The sequence below is a fragment of the Marinococcus sp. LNSP9103-4 genome (genome assembly GCF_056034345.1).
Genome location: NZ_JBQLIA010000022.1, coordinates 37,640 through 54,809, shown reverse-complemented (window position 1 = coordinate 54,809; position 17,170 = coordinate 37,640). Strand labels below are relative to the sequence as shown.

The window sequence follows — 17,170 nt, the reverse complement described above, 5'->3', positions numbered from 1 at the left end:
CCAAACTCAGCGAGGTGATGAAGAACCCGCCGTCGAACGACGACAGCAGCGATGACAGTGACAGCAGCGTCCTCAAAGACGGCGTGCGGAGTCCTGAAGCCCAAGCGATGAAGGAGAAGCTGTACACGCTCGGCTATCTTGACATCGCCGAGCCGAACGAAAACTTCGGCTCCCAGACCGAAGCCGCCGTGAAGGAATTCCAGCGCGACCACGGGCTGACCGTGGATGGGGTGGCCGGGCCGAAGACACTCGCCAAACTCAGCGAGGTGATGAAGAACCCGCCGTCGAACGACGACAGCAGCGATGACAGTGACAGCAGCGTCCTCAAAAACGGCGTGCGGAGTCCTGAAGCCCAAGCGATGAAGGAGAAGCTGTACACGCTCGGCTACCTCGATATCGCCGAGCCGAACGAAAACTTCGGCTCCCAGACCGAAGCCGCCGTGAAGGAATTCCAGCGCGACCACGGGCTGACCGTGGACGGCGTTGCGGGACCAAACACGCTCGCCAAACTCAGCGAGGTGATGAAGAACCCGCCGTCGAACGACGACAGCAGCGGGGACAGTGACAGCAGTACCTTGAAAAACGGAGTAACCAGTCCAGCTGCTCAGGCGATGAAAGAAGATCTTTATACCCTTGGGTATCTGGATATCGCTAATCCGAATGAAAAATTCGGGCCTCAGACCGAAGCTGCCGTGAAAGAATTCCAGCGCGATCATGATTTGTACGTAGACGGCATCGCAGGACCAAACACGCTGGCAAAAATCAGCGAAGTTTTGAGCCCGTCTTCAGATGATGATACTAATAATGACAACAGCAGCGATGACAGCAGCTCGAATGACAGCGGCTTGTTGAAGGATGGCGTGGATAGCCCGGCAGCCCAGGCAATGAAAAAAGACCTGTATACGCTCGGCTACCTGGACATCTCGAGTCCGAATGGAAAATTCGGTCCACAGACGGAAGCCGCGGTGAAAGAATTCCAGCGAGATCATGGTTTGTACGTAGACGGTGTAGCCGGTCCAAAGACACTAGCGAAAATCAGCGAAGTTCTCAGCACTAAAGGGAGTGACGATGGTTCAAGCAACGTCGGTGATCCAGGAAACTACGGCTCGATTTCGATCATGAAGGTAGGTACAACTCATGACGGCGTGGTTCAGCTAAAGCTTGATCTTGAAGCGCTTGGTTTCATGAATGTAAGCAATCCATCCAACCAGTTCGATTCCGCCACCGATCAGGCAGTAAAAGATTTCCAGCGTTCTGAAAATCTTGCGGTCGACGGTGTAGCCGGTCCGAACACGATGAAAGCTCTTCGTGCAGCCTTAAATGTAGAAGAAACGTATCCATCTGAATCCGCAGTATCCGGCAAAACAATCGTTTTGGACGCAGGGCATGGCGGCAGTGATCCAGGCGCAACTGCAAATGGATTAAGAGAAAAAGACATCAACCTCGAAACAACAAAATACCTTGCAAGCAAATTACGTGCAGCCGGTGCCAATATAGTTATGACACGCGAATCCGATAAGTATTTGACGCTTTCCCAGCGCTCTTCTATCGGAAACAGAGCCAATGCAGACGCCTTTATCAGCGTTCACACAAACGCAGGCGGCGGTAATGGTATCGAAACATACTGGTACAGTAAGTACGAACGTGCTGAAAGCAAAGAACTCGCTGAAGAAATTCAGGCAGGAATGATCCGGGCAACCTCCGGCCGTGACCGTGGTGTAAAACAAGGGAACTTCCACGTGATCCGGGAAACACAAGTACCATCCGTATTGGTGGAACTTGGTTTCATCGATAATTCCACAGAAGCTTCCTACCTGAAGCAAAGCTCCTACAGAGAAAAGCTTGCTGAAGGGATTTATCAAGGAACGAATTCTTACTTCAGCAAAAATTAAATTTTTAATATAGTTTAGTCTTCTGTATAAACAGACAAACAAATCTGTTTATATGGAAGGCTTTTTTTATTGATTTTTATATTATACGAACGGCCTATTTGATATATGAGTTATGAGACCGTTCTTTTTAGAAAACTTTCACTGGCTTTTAAGGAAATAGAAAAAAGCGTATAATAAAATTTTGAGATGCGTTGATGGATTAGAAAAAATATTTTGAAGGAGTATTAGGGATGCCAACAAATATTACAAGTGCTGTTATAAAAATTGCTATTGATGCCGGACGCGAAATTATGGACGTATACAGGCGCGATTTTTCGGTCGAACAAAAAGAGGATGATTCTCCTTTAACTGAAGCGGATAAACGCGCTCATAACATTATTGCCCGGGGCCTGGCAGAAGCAGACCCTGAAACACCGGTTATTAGTGAGGAAGGCAATGCTTTCCCTTATGAAGAAAGAAAACAGTGGGCGTCTTTCTGGCTCGTAGACCCGCTTGACGGCACCAAGGAATTTATTAAGAAAAATGATGAATTCACGGTGAATATTGCTAGAATCGAAGACCGCTACCCCGTTTTTGGTATTATTTACGTACCTGCGCAGGACACGTTATATATTGGCGGTGCCTCGATAGGAGCGTATAAAGTGGAAAAGGCATCCACTCTCGAGCCTATTGGAGAGGAAGCATTAAAGCAGCATGGTGTGAAACTGAATGCCTCTGTACCGGAAACAACTGCCCATGTTGTCGCCAGCCGCTCTCACATGTCGGAGGAAACGGAAGCGTTTATCACTAATTTGAAAGAAACCTATTCAACTGTTGACGTGGTATCTGCCGGCAGCTCACTGAAATTCTGTCTGGTGGCGGAAGGGCAAGCCCATTTTTATCCCCGCTACGCTCCGACAATGGAGTGGGACACGGGCGCCGGGCAGGCCATCGTGGAAGCGGCCGGCGGAGAAGTGGTGCGGCACGAGGATGGCCGGCGCTTTGACTACAACCGGGAAGAGCAGCGCAACGGATGGTTTCTTGTGCAAACGGTAAAATAATATTTTAAAAGGGGCTCTTTGCTAGAGTCTCTTTTGCTGTATAATTAAACATATCAGGTTACTTGGAAATTGAGGGATACATAGATGACCATCGAGATGGTTTTTGTCATGGTATTAATTGCAGGCATGCTTCTGGCTCTTTTTTTTGAACTGGCTCGGCCGGACATGATAGTTTTTTCTGTTCTTGTCGTGCTGATGCTGACAGGAATTCTTTCGACTGAACAGGCATTAAGCGGTTTTTCAAATGAAGGTATGCTGACAATTGCTTTATTGTTTATTGTTGCCGGGGCTGTGCAGAAAAGCGGAATTGTGGAGAGATTTATGACCAGATGGCTGCAAAAGAGCCGCGGTCCTGTTTCTTCTATGGTGAGGACCTTTATTCCCATTTCAGGAATGTCGGCGTTTTTAAACAATACACCGATTGTCGTTGCTTTCACGCCGGTTATCAAAAAATGGTGTGAAGAACGGGGATACTCACCTTCCAAATTTTTGATTCCCCTTTCCTACGCAACCATTATGGGAGGGACAATTACTCTTATAGGAACGTCCACCAATCTAGTGGTCCACGGGATGCTGCTTGACTATGGCGAAACGGGGTTCAGCATGTTCCAGCTGGCAGTCGTAGGCCTGCCGTTAACAGCGGTTGGGCTTTTGTATTTGTTCACAGTTGGTTACCGGCTGCTGCCTGCGTATGAAAATGTACAAAAGCAGCTGGAAGAAGAAGCGAAGGAATACTTATGTGAGATGAAGGTGGAGCCTTCGTTTCCGTTTATACGGAAAACAGTACAGGAAGCAGGACTGCGGGATTTACAGGGCATGTTTCTGATTGAAATTATCCGCAAAGATGAGCGGATTTCTCCCGTGAGTTCAAATACCATTGTGCAGGCGGGAGACCGTTTAATATTTACCGGTGTAATAGAGAAAATGGCGGATTTACAACGCTCTCCGGGGCTGACGTTAAAAACTGGCACGGATCTGAGCCTGGATGATCTCCGGGATAATACGAACCAACTAGTGGAAGCCGTCGTTTCCCATCAGTCCTCCCTGCAGTCTAAATCCATTAAACAAGCACAATTTCGCTCGGCTTATGATGCCGGGGTAGTCGCGGTGCATAGAAACAATGAACGCATCCAGAGCAAGATTGGCGATATTCGCCTTCGGCCCGGAGATTCCCTTCTGCTGCTGGCAGGATCAGATTTCTTGCAAAAATACCGCAGCTCTACAGATTTTTATGTCGTTTCAGCGCTGAATACTCCTGACACGATCAAGGAACCGCCGGCGAAAGGATGGTTTTCTCTGGCTGTACTGATGGTTATGATTGCAGTAGTAACCATCGGATGGCTCAGTATGTTTCAGGCAATGGCTCTGGCGGTGCTTATTTTTCTTGTTGCACGTATTATTACGCCTGAAGAAGCGAAGCGGAATGTACAGTTTCAGGTGCTGCTGCTCATTGCCAGTGCTTTTGGTGTAGGAAACGCGATGACGGAAACGGGGCTTGCTGCCTGGATGGCCGGGGGTCTGCTGTCTTTTGGAGAACCCCTTGGGATAATTGCTGTACTGTTTCTAATTTACGCCTTAACCAATATATTCACCGAGTTGATTACTAACAGCGCGGCAGCAGTGCTGATGATCCCTATTGGTTTAAGTATCGCGGACAGTTTAAATGTGGAGCCGATGGCTTTAGCGGTAACTATTGCCATTGCTGCTTCAGCAAGCTTTATTACTCCTATCGGCTATCAGACCAACTTAATTGTCTACGGGCCGGGTGGGTATAAGTTTTCCGACTATCTAAAAGTAGGAATGCCGCTTACGCTGATTTCAATGCTTGTGACGGTCGGGGTCGTTTCTTATCTTTACTTTTAACGGATGGATATGAAAGCGGTTTGGAGTAGTTCCTCCAAACCAATGGGTGGCTGTGATACACTAAAAAAGGCGGCCCAATCGGCCGCCAGGCATATAAAAATAAAGATACATAGTTAGGAGCATAGAAAATGAATCCTTTAGTGACGATTATTATGTCTACACACAATGCCGAAGGTTATATTGAGGAATGCCTGCAAAGCATTGTTGCCCAGACGTATCCGGATTTTACCGTTTATATGATTGATGATGCTTCCATCGATAATACTGCAGATAAATTACAGGAATTCATCAAAAATGATAAACGGTTCCAACTGATTGATATACATAAACAAAACCGGGGATTGACCCCTACATTGAACGAGTTGTGGAAAATGGCAGAAACAAAATACGTGGCGCGAATGGATGCCGATGACGTGATGCATGAGGAACGCCTGGAAAAACAGGTGCAGCTTCTCGAGAAACACGAAGGACTTGACGTAGTAGGATCGTACGCCATGAATATTAATAAAGACAGCGAACCAATAGATATCCGGAAAGTGCCTGTTTACCATAAAGATGTTAAAAAGACCATTCCGCTGGCAAGCCCGGTTATTCATCCTTCTGCGATGATCAGGCGCAGCGCTTTAGAGTCGGTGGGCGGCTATAATGAAACGTATCCTGTGGCGCAGGACTATGATTTATGGTTCCGGCTCATGGGTAACGGAAGTGGCTTTCATAATATTCCGGAAACGCTGTTGTACTACCGCATGGAAGCGCACCATGTGAAAAAAAGAAATATACGGCACCGGTGGCTTGATGCTAAAACAAGGTGGAGAGGCACGAAGCTTATCGGAAGCACGAGACGAACAAAACTGGTTTCTTTAACCGTTTCTGCAGTGATGCTTGGAATGCCTTCTTTTTTAAAGCCGACAATGATGAAGCTGAAAGAACACATCGATCCGAGGTATTCCAAGTTTTAAATAACAAAATGGAAGAGTCCGTAAAATAACAGCTGGAATTTTTCGGATTTCGTCTTTACAACCTGGAAAATTTTCGTAATACTTAAGAAATGGAATAATGAGCGGGGGAGATCTCATGAAACGATCAATTGGGTTATTTATCCTCGTCCTGATTACGGCTGTGGTGCTGATCGCGGGCTGGCTGTACTACCAGGACCGCATCGATAATGCAGGAGGCGCTGGAGGAAGCGGACAGCAGAACGGCGAAAGCGGTGCTTCCTCCGAAGGCGAATCAGAGAGCGGCATCAGTGGTGAAGGGCTCAACGCCGGCCTGCAGAACCAGCTGGAAGAAGCTGAGCAGTCCGGGGAACCGCTGCGTCTTGTCGTGGCGGGTTCGGGAGCAGTGACCTCGGAAGGTAACAATAGCTTTCCGCAGCAGCTGGCTGACCGGATCGAGGAGAACTGGAACGGGGTTAACACGGAAGTAGAAACGATTACATATGATGACAGCACGTCACTTGAGGTACTGAACGAAGGCGGGCCGGAGGAAATGGCCGGAGCCGATGCTGATTTGTTTATCTTTGTGCCGTTTGCGGTGAGTGATAATGGCACGGTCAGCAGCGACGATACCATTTACGCCACCCGTGAAGTGACGGAAGCGGTGCAGGAAAACGACAGCGCGTACTATATCAGCGCGCCGCAGCCTTGGTATGAAGCGCAATATTATTTGGAACAGCTCGGCGCGGTTGAAGAATATGCGGATGAGGCCAGCGTTACCTACCTGAATCACTGGAGCGCCTGGCCGGCGGTGGATGATGAAGAACTGACTGACTACGTCGGCGAGGATAAGCCGGTTCCGACCGAACAGGGGCACACGGCCTGGACGGACGGCATCTGGCAGCAATGGACGGAGAACGGGTCATAAAAAGGTCCTGCTTTTTGGAAAAATGGACCGGTGTCTGCCCGAATATGCTATACTACGCCTATAATGAATGAAGCACCCGGCCGATATAATGAGTGATGAACAGAAATCAAAAGGAGTGTGCGCGTTTGGCACGAAAAAAGAAGCAAGAGACGAACACGAATCAGCGGAAGCTCATCACCTGGCTGAACAGTAAATCCCCGGTTTCCGAGCAGTACCGCACGATTCGTACTAATATTCAATATTCCTCGGTGGATAAAGAGATGCAGACGATGGTGGTTACATCAGCAGGGCCGGGAGAAGGAAAATCCACCACGGTGGCGAACCTGGCAGTAACGATGGCCCAGCAGGAAAAAAAGGTGCTCCTCGTGGATGCCGACCTGCGTAAGCCGACTGTGCACTACACGTTCCGCCGCATGAATACCCACGGGCTGATTAATGCCCTGACCAATCACGGAGAGTACGCAGCGTACGTCCAGGAAACCGAAGTACCGAACCTCGATATTCTGCCAAGCGGCCCGATCCCGCCGAACCCGTCCGAGATTCTCGGTAGCCGTTCGATGGCGCACCTCGTGGAGCTCGCCCGCGAGCAGTACGACGTAATTTTATTTGATGCGCCGCCGGTGCTCGCGGTGACGGACGTGCAGGTTATCTCCCGCCACTGCGACGGAAGCATTCTCGTCGTCAAAGCCGGAGAAACCGAAAACGATGCCGCCCGGAAGGCTAAAGATCTGCTGGAAGTGAGCGGTGTGCCGATCCTCGGTTGTATTCTGAACCAGAAAAAAGGGATGGATCAGAGCTATTACTACTATTACGGATAAACAAAACAAACCGGTTCCTGTAATCCAGGAGCCGGTTTGTTTGCCTTTACAGAAGAATTAGTTTTTAAGCAAAGAAAATCAGCTGTAGTCTACAAGGGAAAAAAGAGTTTGAATATTATGCTTCTCAAGCTCCGTAAGGATATCCTCGGAAACCGGCTCGTCTGAAATAAAATAATCAATTTCATGGAGAGAGGCAAAGGAAGAAATAGAGCTTTTGTTAATTTTTGAATGATCGATAAGGGCGACGACTTTACTGGCTTTGGCTACCATCTGTTTTTTTAAATCAACTTCGTATACATTAAAGTCCGTAAGCCCTGTGTTAACAGTAAAACCGCTGGCGGAAGTAAGCATAAAATCAACATGGATTTTATTTAACATATCAGCCCCCAGAACCCCCTCCAACGAGCTGGACCCATGCCGGACGACTCCTCCTAAAAGAATCACTGTTAAATTAGGATTTTCCCTTAATTCCAGGGCGGTGTAAATACCGCTGGTAACGACGGTAAGGCGCATATGACTTTCCTTCAGCAGCCGGGCAAACTCAAGCGCTGTCGAACTGGCATCCAAAAGAATGCATTGGCCATCTTCAATTAACGACACCGCCATATGGGCGATCGTTATTTTTTCTGTTTTATTTTTCTTTTCTCTTGATGAAAAATTAATTTCGTTTTCTTCTGTCTCAGGTAAAACAGCTCCGCCATGAGTTCTGCGAAGCAGCCCTTCATTTTCCATATCCTTCAAATCGGAGCGGAGTGTTACTTCTGATACGTTCATTTTCTCTGCCAGGCCGCGGACAGTAACGCGGCGGTCAACGTTTAAGTATTCGAGGATTTTCTGCCGGCGTTCCGCTACAAATAATTTAGTCATCATTTCACCCTTCGAGTCATATTCTCTTCCTCATAGTAGAAGAAAAATTCACTTTTAGCAAAATATTTAATTTAAATTCCTTTATAGTATTTCGTTTTGTTTTGTTATATCTAATATGATTTATTAATTTTAGTATAAACGACAATTTTCGAAAGTAAATAAAAATAAAAATTGACAAACAAAAATAAAAGTGCGAAAATTTAATCAAATATTAACAGAAACGAGGAGTGGAAATAGTGAAAATAGCTATTGGAAGTGACCATGTCGCTTACGACTTGAAAGAAACGATAAAAAAACACGTGGAAGAACTGAATCACGAGGTCATAGATTATGGGTGCTATAACTGTACAGAAGTGGATTATCCGGATGTTGCATTTGAAGTAGCGGAGGATATTAACGATAATAAAGCTGACCGGGGTATTTTGATCTGCGGCACCGGTATCGGGGTAGCTATCTCAGCTAACAAAGTTCCGGGCATTCGAGCTGCGCAATGTCATGACGCCTACTCTGCTGAACGGGCCCAATTAAGTAACAATGCCCAGATTATTACGATGGGCGCCCAGGTCATCGGTGCAGAGCACGCTAAAAAAATTGTGGAGACGTATTTAAGCGTAGAATTTCAGGGAGGCAATTCAGAGCGGAAGGTTAATAAGATTTCGGAAAAAGAAAAAGAATTTATGAAAAAATGATAAATAGGGAGGCTTAACGGTGAAAAAGTTAATTAATGATCCGGACGTCGTCGTCGAAGAAATGCTGAACGGTTATTTGAAAGCGCATTCTCAACATGTGAAGGGGGTAGAGGCCCATCCGAGAACGATTGTCCGCACGGAAGCCGGGCTGAAGGAGAAGGTCAGTTTAATTATTGGAGGAGGCTCCGGCCATGAACCAGCTTTTATGGGTTATGTAGGGAAAGGAATGGCTGACGGCGTCGCGGTGGGCAATATCTTTTCCTCTCCGCCTCCGGATCCAATCGTAGAGGCAATAAAAGCAACGAACACCAACCAGGGCGCCCTGCTTTTATACGGGAACTATCAGGGAGATATTATGAACTTTGGAATGGCAGCGGATATTGCAGACATGGAGGAAAACATAGAAGTAAAGCAGGTCATCGTAAAGGATGATATAGCTTCAGCGCCAAGGGAAGAAGCGGAAAAACGAAGGGGCATCGCCGGGGAATTCTTTGTGACGAAGGTAGCCGGGGCGGCAGCGGAGGAAGGTCTTTCGCTCGACGAGGTGTACCGAATAACCGAAAAGGCGAACCAGAATGTAGGCTCCATGGGCGTCGGCCTCTCTCCGTGCTCACTTCCGCAAACCGGACAGCCAAGCTTTAATCTCGAAGAGGATGAGATGGAAATCGGCCTTGGCCACCACGGGGAGCCGGGCGTGGAAAAAAGCAAGCTGGCTACTTCAAACGTGGTCACCGAACGGATCTTAAACAACATTATTGATGAAATGGATATTGAATCCACGGATGAAGTATCTGTACTTATTAACGGTCTCGGGTCCACGACCAGGATGGAGCTTTACATCATGTATGACAGGGTCGAAAGCCTTCTTCATGAAAAAGGAATAAACATTTACACGTCCTACGTAGGAGATTACTGTACGTCCCTGGAAATGGGAGGATGCTCCATCACGCTTCTAAAAATGGATGAGGAATTAAAACCATTCATTGATGCTCCGGCCCAGTGCCCGATGTATACACAGAGTTAAGCAGGAGGAGATGACGGCATGAGGACAGAGGACTGGAAAAATTATTTTGAGAGTGCTCACAGCGTAATGGAAGAAAACAAAACCTATTTATGTGAACTGGACCGGGCGCTTGGAGACGGCGATCACGGTATCACGATGAGTATCGGCTGGAAAGCCGTGCAGGAGTCTATTCATTCAACGCTGGCGGACGAAACGGATTGCGGCAAAATCGCCATGACAGCAGGGCGCTCCTTTTTAAGCGCGGTGGGATCATCGGTAGGTCCGCTCTATGCGTCCGGCTTTATGGCCGGGGCGAAGGCAATTAAAAATAAAACCGAGCTTTCCATGGAAGATATGAGGCAGTTTTGGATTGAATTTATCCGCGGCGTGCAGGAAAGAAGCCAGGCGGAGCCGGGAGATAAAACGATGATGGATGTTTTATATCCTGTTCAGGCAGTCCTCGAGAGTGAAGAGGGAACGGTGGAACAAAAATTTGAACAAGCAGCAGTGGCGGCGAAAAATGGAATGGAGGCCACCAAAGAGATGAGCTCCAAAAAAGGCAGATCGAGCCGGCTGGGCGAGCGCTCCATAGGACACCAGGACCCGGGGGCGACCTCGATGCAGCTTCTATTCTCCACTTTTGTCACCGAAGCCTTAAATTTAAAAATTACTAAAGGGGAGCATTAAAAATGGTCATGAAATTTGGGTGCCAGGGTTCCACATGGGTGCTGGATTATGATGTAGAGGCAGACATGATGGACCAGATCATGGATGATGTAAAAAATGGAGGGCTGACAGGCCTGGATATGCAGATTTCTTTGCTTGGAAAGTATAGGGATAAGCCGGAGCGCTTCAAGGAAGAGCTTGATAAAAGAGGACTTCAATTGGCTGCACTGACAATTCCGCATGCGTTTGAAGGGGGAGAACCTTCAGAGCAGGAAAAAGAATTAGAAAATTACTATTTTGAATACTTAAAGCACTTTCCGGAAGCTGTGATGAACGTACCGTCCAGAGTCGGGGCCAGCCGGGACAATGTACGGCAGCGACAGCAGGAGATTATCAGGGGTGCTAATGAACTGGGAAAGCGTGCACGGGAGGAGCACGGCATTGTGACCTCACTTCATCCGATTTCCTATAAAACCTCCTACTGGAAATCCCGGGAGGATTATGAAGTCCTCTTCGATGGCCTCGATGAAAGATACATGGGCTATACGCCGGATGCCGGTCATATCATGTTCGGCGATATGGATCCGGTGGACATTTTCCGGGAAGCGTTGCCGTTAATTAAACACGTGCACTTTAAAGAAGCTTCCAAAAATCATGAATGGAAGAAAATGGGTGAAGGTGACATTGATTTTGTTGGGTGCATGCAGGTGCTGAAGGACGGGGGCTACGACGGCTGGGTGATGCTCGAAGAGGAAACAGGAGCAGCGGAGCCGGATACCGGTAAAGTCATTAAAGAGCTTGGCAGCTACGTCAATAAACACCTCCACCCGGTCATTCAGGGAAGCTGAGAGCATTTAGCATTACCGGAATTTATTCAAATACTGTTGCATGGAGGCGTGTCGTATGAAGGTTGGATTTATTGGCTTAGGCATTATGGGCAAACCGATGGCCGGGCATCTTATCAGTAAGGGATTTGAGACGTACCTTTTTGATTTAAACACGGAGGCGGTCAACGAACTGGCAGCTTTAGGCGGCCAGGCGTGTAAAACAGGCCAGGAGGCAGCGGAAAACAGCGATGTCATCATCACGATGCTCCCGGAAGGAAAACACGTGTCCGAGGTGTTATTTGCAGAAAAAGGGCTGGCTGCAGCAAGTAAGCCAGGAACCATTATCGTTGATATGAGCTCGGTATCAACAGAGGAATCGAGATTGTTTTCCAGTAAACTGGAAGCAATGAATATTCATTTTATCGACGCTCCTGTCAGCGGCGGAGAGCCAATGGCGGTTGAAGGCAGGCTTTCCATTATGGCAGGCGGGAACGAAGACCACTTTAATAAGGTACTGCCCGTATTGGAAGCAATGGGAGAGAATATTGTCCATTGCGGGGCGAATGGGACCGGTTCTGCAGCAAAGCTGGCAAATCAGATTATTGTCAGCGGAAATCTCGCCGCTTTATCCGAAGCCTGCGTGTATGCGAGCCAGGCAGGCATTGATTTAAATAAACTATTTGAAGCCATCCACGGCGGCCTGGCAGGCAGTGCTGTCATGGAGGCGAAAATGCCGCAGATTATCGACCGGAACTTTGAGCCGGGGGGCCGCATTGAAACGAATTACAAAGATTTAAAGAACATTCAGTCCTCAGCGAACGCGATTGGGGTGCCGCTTCCTGTCACGAACCTGGTGAAAGAAATTTTTCACTCTGAAATTGTGAACGGAAACGGGAAAAGGGACCATTCCCACATTATTAATTTCTTTGAGAGGATGGGGAACTGCCAGACTCCAAAAGGTGGCTGAACCGCGTTTAATAAAGGTCTTCTAAAAACTTAGGTCACTGCTAGTTTATCCAGCTGGCAGGTTTACGCATGGATGTGGCCTTAAACAAATCATGGACGTGTTGTATGTTTATAGTGTTTCCGGTAGTTCCATTGGCTGAGGATGCTTAAAGCGATGGCAACTATAGTTAAAACGGCAATATTTGAAGCTGAACGATATAAATCGAAAAATAAATATAAAATAGTATTTGTGAGTGAAAAGAGAAAAACCATAAGTATATTAATGATCCAAAATTTCTTCATCCTCATATTCCACCCAGCTCGAACCGGCTCCTGCCATTCAGGAGCCGGTTTGTTTGTGTCTTTTTTGGAAATAGGCAATGGCTTCGCGGCGGTTGTGGACACCGATTTTCCTGTAGATAGCGGTCAGGTAATTTTTGACGGTGCCGAGCGTTAAAAACAGCGTATCCGCGATCTCCTGGTTGGAGTAGCCGGCGAGCAGCAGATCCATGATCCGCCGGTCCTGCAGAGACAGCCCGGTGGTGTCCTCGGTTTCCTGAAAATGCGGGGCCCCGTCCTTCCGGTTGCGGGCAGCGAGCTGGTCGCTCAGCGTCTCCGAGACCGATGTCGGAAGCACCATCTGGCCGCGGGCCACCTGGCGCACGCAGCGGACGAGCTCCTCGCTTTCCCAGTCCTTCAGAAGAAATCCCTTCGCCCCGTTGGCAAGCGCCTGGATGACGTTTTCAGCGTCCACGTAGGAGCTGAGCATAATAAACTTCGTCTGCGGCGATGTCAGCTGAAAATCCGGCAGCCATTCGATGCCGTTATTGCCCTCTAAGTACACATCAAGCATCACTACGTCCGGAAGCTCGTTCGTAAGCATCATTTCTGCTTCCGCCCCGTTTCTCGCAATACCGACCACTTCCAAATCCTCTTCAAGCTCCATGATCATCGCCAGTCCGTCCCGGACAATAGCATGATCATCGACAATCCCTATCCGAACGGTTTCCATCTGCAGATCCTCCTTCTGATACTTATCCTGAGATTTATGCATATAAAAAGTCAGCTCATATTATGACGGGGTGTAAGGGCTCCGGTCCTTGACCGGCAGGCGCAGCTCGAGCGCCATGCCGTTTCTGTCTTCCGCAATGGCTTCAAAGCGCAGAAGACCGCCGAGTTCTTCCGCCCGGGCGGAAAGCCCGCGCAGGCCGAAGCCGTAGCTTACGTTTTTCGTGACAGTGCGTCCGTTGTCTTCAAGCCGGGCAATCAGCTGGCCGGGGACCTTCGTGGACAATGTATACGAAAAGAATGTGCATCCGCCGTGGCGGAGGCCGTTGGTGAGCCCCTCCTGGAGCATCCGGTACAAAAGCATTTCCTGCTCCGCCCGGAGCAGGGGCAGCGGTTCGTCAAACTGCCACTCCACCCGTACATCCGACGTATCGCGTGTGGAAACGAGAAGTCCCTCAAGTGCAGCCGAAAGGTCGATGAAGCCATCGGTATGCGCCATGGAATGAGCCGTTTTCCGGATTTCTTTCATCGTTTCCTGCACCTGGTGCTTGGACGTCTGCAGCTGGGTGCGGGCTTTTTCGACTTCGCCTTTTTCGAGCAGCCGTTTGGCTGTTTCAAGCGCCATCATGGAGGTGGTTAAATAATGACCGGCGCTGTCATGAATGTCCCGGGAGAGCTTCAGCCGCTCCTGCATGATGGATTTGTCCTCCATCTCCCGGTGATACAGGCGGAGCCGGTCGTAGGCCCGTTGCAGCTCATTGCGCTGCTCGGTAGAGCGTTTGGCCAAATAGCTGAATCCCCAGAACAGGACGTATTCGATAAAGCGTGGAAGCACAAAGGCAATACCGGCAGTCGCCGGAAACTCTTCGTGAAAGGCTGTAGCACTAACAAACCCCGCGTAGCAGAAAAGCATAAACGGAAAGCTGAAGCGCCTAGGCGCCCGGTATCCGAGCTCGGCAATCAGGACGAAAAAGAGCGTCTGCGGCACAAATCCCCCGACAATCGCCTGAACTGTCCAGGCAATGATGAACTGGAGGCTGATGACCATTACCGAGGAAAAGCGGGCAAGCGGTATGGATAAAAGGACGAGCCGGGTCATCTGGATAATACCAAATACCCAGCAGAGGCCTGCGGCAAGCCACCGCTCGTCCGGCGACTCCATGTATACGAACAGTCCGGCTGCGATGATGGCTATGAATTGGATCGTATACATGAAAATTCGCTGGCGGCGGTTCATTCAGGTCCACTCCCTTTCGGCGGGGGTAATCCCGCGCGGGGTCCCATCTTCCTAGAAAAGGTCATATGACTATTAACATTTGTGTGATTATTAATGACTAGGTAATTACTATTAATAATTATACTGGACTATTAATATAAAAGAAACGGCAACAGGCAAAATATTCTAAAAAATATCAAATAGGACATTTGCCTTACTCGATAGGAAAGAGGTGAGTACATGATTGAGATGCATGCCCATATTCTTCCCGGCTTTGATCACGGACCAAACACGATGAACGAAAGCCTGGAAATGGCCAGGCAGGCAGCAGCGGCCGGTGTCAGCATTATTTACGCAACGCCGAGGTACCGGTATCCTTCGTACGATTTTGATGCCGTTTTCGTTACGGAGGCGGTGAAATTTCTGAATTTTCAGCTCCTGAAAGCCCGGATTCCGGTCCGCGTCCGCTCGGGTCAGGAAGTCACCCTGTATGACGGAATGGAAACCGATTTGGAAAGAAAAAGGATTCTGCCACTGGAGCATACCAATTATGTACTCGTTCATATGAATGAAACCCACAGCTTTTTGTACGTCCGGCAGATGCTCAGAAAACTGTACAATCGCGGGTTTATTCCCATTCTTTCATCGCCGGAGCGGCTGCAGATGTTTCAGAAAAGGCATGGGGGCCTTGAGACGCTCGTGAATGAAGGAGCAGCCGTGCAGATCAGCGCCGGAGCGCTGCTCGGCCGCGATGGAAGAGGCGACAGGCGCTGGGCAAAATATTTTTTAAAAAAGCGGCTCGTGCACTTTGTGGCCTCGAACGCTTGCAGTGCTTATGACCAGCCGTTCTGCCTGGATCAGGCATACTGGCAGTTTGTCCGAATGCAGCGGCTGGAGGAGTGGGAGCGAATGCAGAAAAATACGCATTTGCTGCTGAACGGGGGGAGGATCACACCGCCGGCAAAGCAATCATTGATATAGATGAAGGAATGGAGGGGGAGATAATTTTGCATCAATTAGTAACATCCAAAACAAGACTGCGACTCGTAATGAAATTTTATCTGACAGAGGAAGAAACGTATCTGCGTGAGCTCGTGCGCGAATGCAAGGAGTCAACAAATGCTATCCGCCTCGAACTGCGGAGGCTGTATGACATGAATTTAATTACCGACCGCTGGGTCAAAAACCGGCGCTACTACAAAATCAATAAAGATTACTATTTGCACGGGGAGATGGAGTCCCTCATTAAACAGTACTTATACTGGGACGAACTGCACGAGCGGCTGAAGGGCATCGATTGGAAAACCATCTATATTACGCCCGATCCGAAAAGGAGCTCGCCGGTGGAATATGTGATTGAAGTGGAGGAAAACTCTCCGCACTGGGGCAAGCAGTTCTACCTCGGGGAGGGGACGACGGTGACATTCGCGACGACTTCAATGCTGAATCATATTGAGCAGGTACTGATCAGCGTAGGCAGACAAAAAGAAAAAGTATCATAAAAGGAGGAAGCCGGGTTGGATAAACAGGCGAAGATTTACGTAACCAATCATCAGGAGCGGGCAGGCAGCGCCATTTATCACTACCTATTAAAGCAGGGGTACGAAAACGTGGTCGTGCGCAGCGGGGTCGATACGGGCATGGAGAGTATCCGGGCCGTCAATACGTTTTTTGCCGAGGAAAATATTGAATATGTGTTCATGACTGACGGCTATGAATACGCAGAGTCAAATACAAAAGTGGGACTGCAGGCGAGGCGCTGGCAGCAGGCGAACGTACTTGAAGCCTCCGCCCGCTACAACGTGAAAAAGCTGCTGTACGTCGGTGATATTCACGTGTACCCGAAATACACCCCGCAGCCGCTGAAGGAAACGTTTCTGCAGCGGGGCATCATTGACGAGGTATACGCTGAACAGACGCAGGTAACCAGGGAAGGCATCGCTCTCTGCCGGGCCTACAACCGGGCGTCCAACACGAATTTTCACATTGCGGTGGCTCCGCGGATGTACGCGGTGGAGGATATGAACAGGCGGTCCGGCATGGTGGCCGATGCCATGCAGCGGTGCATCCAGGCCCGGGACCAGTGGCAGGCGAAGGTGGAGATTCCGGAAAAAGAACCCGCCTTCCAGGAGCTTATCTATGGCGAAGATCTGGCGTCCGGCTGTGTGTTTGTGATGAACCATTACAACGAAAAGGGACCGGTCAATATCGGCACGGAGCGCGAAGTCAGCGCGAAGGAGCTCGTTATGCTGATCAAGCGGATTACCGGCTACAGGGGCGCCGTGTTTTTCACAGGCTCTGGCTCCGGGGGATTAAGGAGAAAAACGCTCGATACGTCAAAAATCAACCGGTATGGCTGGTACCCGGAGGTATCGATTGCCAAGGGGCTGCAGGCTCTGTATCAATGGGAAACAGAGAGGGACCGCGCCGGCCGGGCGTAAAGGCGATCCCCGCAAGTAACGAATCGAAACAA

Annotated in this window: 17 protein-coding genes; 14 read left to right on the top strand and 3 right to left on the bottom strand. The window is 48.9% G+C overall.

The window, feature by feature from the left end; all coding sequences use genetic code 11:
- From ACTRXG_RS13610 to ACTRXG_RS13585, 6 genes are all read left to right on the top strand, one after another.
- On the top strand, positions 1-1,892 hold a 1,892-nt coding region (locus ACTRXG_RS13610), incomplete at its 5' end, for an N-acetylmuramoyl-L-alanine amidase (protein ID WP_474285478.1).
- Positions 1,893-2,122: 230 nt separating this feature from the next.
- A complete protein-coding gene (cysQ, locus tag ACTRXG_RS13605) occupies positions 2,123-2,932 on the top strand; it encodes a 3'(2'),5'-bisphosphate nucleotidase CysQ (RefSeq protein ID WP_474285477.1) in 810 nt (269 codons plus the stop codon).
- An 84-nt stretch (positions 2,933-3,016) separates the two neighbouring features.
- On the top strand, positions 3,017-4,795 hold the full coding sequence (locus ACTRXG_RS13600; RefSeq protein ID WP_474285475.1) for an SLC13 family permease: 1,779 nt from the start codon (positions 3,017-3,019) through the stop codon (positions 4,793-4,795).
- A 128-nt stretch (positions 4,796-4,923) separates the two neighbouring features.
- On the top strand, positions 4,924-5,754 hold the full coding sequence (locus tag ACTRXG_RS13595) for a glycosyltransferase (RefSeq protein WP_474285473.1): 831 nt from the start codon (positions 4,924-4,926) through the stop codon (positions 5,752-5,754).
- A 115-nt stretch (positions 5,755-5,869) separates the two neighbouring features.
- Positions 5,870-6,658, top strand: a complete 789-nt coding sequence (locus ACTRXG_RS13590; protein WP_474285471.1) for a hypothetical protein — start codon at positions 5,870-5,872, stop codon at positions 6,656-6,658.
- A 125-nt stretch (positions 6,659-6,783) separates the two neighbouring features.
- Positions 6,784-7,476, top strand: coding sequence for a CpsD/CapB family tyrosine-protein kinase (locus ACTRXG_RS13585; protein WP_474285469.1), 693 nt, complete (start codon positions 6,784-6,786; stop codon positions 7,474-7,476).
- A gap of 78 nt (positions 7,477-7,554) precedes the next feature.
- On the opposite strand, the gene ACTRXG_RS13580 is transcribed toward ACTRXG_RS13585, so the two are convergent.
- Positions 7,555-8,346, bottom strand: a complete 792-nt coding sequence (locus ACTRXG_RS13580; protein WP_474285467.1) for a DeoR/GlpR family DNA-binding transcription regulator — start codon at positions 8,344-8,346, stop codon at positions 7,555-7,557.
- 233 nt (positions 8,347-8,579) lie between these two features.
- Between ACTRXG_RS13580 and rpiB the strand changes: the two genes are divergently transcribed.
- Genes rpiB through ACTRXG_RS13555 form a run of 5 tightly spaced genes read left to right on the top strand, consistent with a single transcriptional unit; the run spans position 8,580 to position 12,495 of the window.
- Complete coding sequence (rpiB, locus tag ACTRXG_RS13575; protein ID WP_474280979.1) at positions 8,580-9,032, top strand: ribose 5-phosphate isomerase B; 453 nt, start codon at positions 8,580-8,582, stop codon at positions 9,030-9,032.
- Between the two features lie 19 nt (positions 9,033-9,051).
- Entirely contained in the window at positions 9,052-10,056 is a 1,005-nt protein-coding gene (locus tag ACTRXG_RS13570; RefSeq protein ID WP_474285464.1) for a dihydroxyacetone kinase subunit DhaK, read from the top strand.
- An 18-nt stretch (positions 10,057-10,074) separates the two neighbouring features.
- Positions 10,075-10,722 (top strand): dihydroxyacetone kinase subunit DhaL, encoded by a 648-nt coding sequence (dhaL, locus tag ACTRXG_RS13565; protein WP_474285463.1) that lies wholly within the window; start codon positions 10,075-10,077, stop codon positions 10,720-10,722.
- A gap of 2 nt (positions 10,723-10,724) precedes the next feature.
- Positions 10,725-11,549, top strand: a complete 825-nt coding sequence (locus tag ACTRXG_RS13560) for a sugar phosphate isomerase/epimerase family protein (protein ID WP_474285462.1) — start codon at positions 10,725-10,727, stop codon at positions 11,547-11,549.
- Between the two features lie 55 nt (positions 11,550-11,604).
- Positions 11,605-12,495: an NAD(P)-binding domain-containing protein gene (locus ACTRXG_RS13555; protein ID WP_474285461.1), complete on the top strand. Its 891-nt coding sequence runs from the start codon at positions 11,605-11,607 to the stop codon at positions 12,493-12,495.
- A gap of 318 nt (positions 12,496-12,813) precedes the next feature.
- On the opposite strand, the gene ACTRXG_RS13550 is transcribed toward ACTRXG_RS13555, so the two are convergent.
- Together ACTRXG_RS13550 and ACTRXG_RS13545 are read right to left on the bottom strand one after the other, a co-directional pair.
- Positions 12,814-13,485 (bottom strand): response regulator, encoded by a 672-nt coding sequence (locus tag ACTRXG_RS13550; RefSeq protein WP_474285459.1) that lies wholly within the window; start codon positions 13,483-13,485, stop codon positions 12,814-12,816.
- A gap of 60 nt (positions 13,486-13,545) precedes the next feature.
- The gene (locus ACTRXG_RS13545) at positions 13,546-14,718 is read right to left on the bottom strand and encodes a sensor histidine kinase (RefSeq protein ID WP_474285457.1); all 1,173 of its coding nucleotides are present in this window, start codon (positions 14,716-14,718) and stop codon (positions 13,546-13,548) included.
- Between the two features lie 219 nt (positions 14,719-14,937).
- Between ACTRXG_RS13545 and ACTRXG_RS13540 the strand changes: the two genes are divergently transcribed.
- Genes ACTRXG_RS13540 through ACTRXG_RS13530 form a run of 3 tightly spaced genes read left to right on the top strand, consistent with a single transcriptional unit; the run spans position 14,938 to position 17,138 of the window.
- On the top strand, positions 14,938-15,678 hold the full coding sequence (locus tag ACTRXG_RS13540) for a tyrosine-protein phosphatase (RefSeq protein WP_474285455.1): 741 nt from the start codon (positions 14,938-14,940) through the stop codon (positions 15,676-15,678).
- 26 nt (positions 15,679-15,704) lie between these two features.
- Positions 15,705-16,199 carry a winged helix-turn-helix domain-containing protein gene (locus ACTRXG_RS13535; RefSeq protein ID WP_474285454.1) on the top strand — a complete coding sequence of 165 codons (495 nt, stop codon included), beginning with the start codon at positions 15,705-15,707 and terminating at the stop codon, positions 16,197-16,199.
- Positions 16,200-16,214: 15 nt separating this feature from the next.
- Positions 16,215-17,138, top strand: coding sequence for an NAD-dependent epimerase/dehydratase family protein (locus ACTRXG_RS13530; RefSeq protein WP_474278409.1), 924 nt, complete (start codon positions 16,215-16,217; stop codon positions 17,136-17,138).
- Positions 17,139-17,170: the final 32 nt, after the last annotated feature.

Coding starts and splice junctions, on each gene's coding strand:
- cysQ (WP_474285477.1), top strand. CDS start 2,123: ATGCCAACAAATATTACAAGTGCTGTTATAAAAATTGCTATTGATGCC.
- ACTRXG_RS13600 (WP_474285475.1), top strand. CDS start 3,017: ATGACCATCGAGATGGTTTTTGTCATGGTATTAATTGCAGGCATGCTT.
- ACTRXG_RS13595 (WP_474285473.1), top strand. CDS start 4,924: ATGAATCCTTTAGTGACGATTATTATGTCTACACACAATGCCGAAGGT.
- ACTRXG_RS13590 (WP_474285471.1), top strand. CDS start 5,870: ATGAAACGATCAATTGGGTTATTTATCCTCGTCCTGATTACGGCTGTG.
- ACTRXG_RS13580 (WP_474285467.1), bottom strand. CDS start 8,346: ATGATGACTAAATTATTTGTAGCGGAACGCCGGCAGAAAATCCTCGAA.
- dhaL (WP_474285463.1), top strand. CDS start 10,075: ATGAGGACAGAGGACTGGAAAAATTATTTTGAGAGTGCTCACAGCGTA.
- ACTRXG_RS13560 (WP_474285462.1), top strand. CDS start 10,725: ATGGTCATGAAATTTGGGTGCCAGGGTTCCACATGGGTGCTGGATTAT.
- ACTRXG_RS13555 (WP_474285461.1), top strand. CDS start 11,605: ATGAAGGTTGGATTTATTGGCTTAGGCATTATGGGCAAACCGATGGCC.
- ACTRXG_RS13550 (WP_474285459.1), bottom strand. CDS start 13,485: ATGGAAACCGTTCGGATAGGGATTGTCGATGATCATGCTATTGTCCGG.
- ACTRXG_RS13545 (WP_474285457.1), bottom strand. CDS start 14,718: ATGAACCGCCGCCAGCGAATTTTCATGTATACGATCCAATTCATAGCC.
- ACTRXG_RS13540 (WP_474285455.1), top strand. CDS start 14,938: ATGATTGAGATGCATGCCCATATTCTTCCCGGCTTTGATCACGGACCA.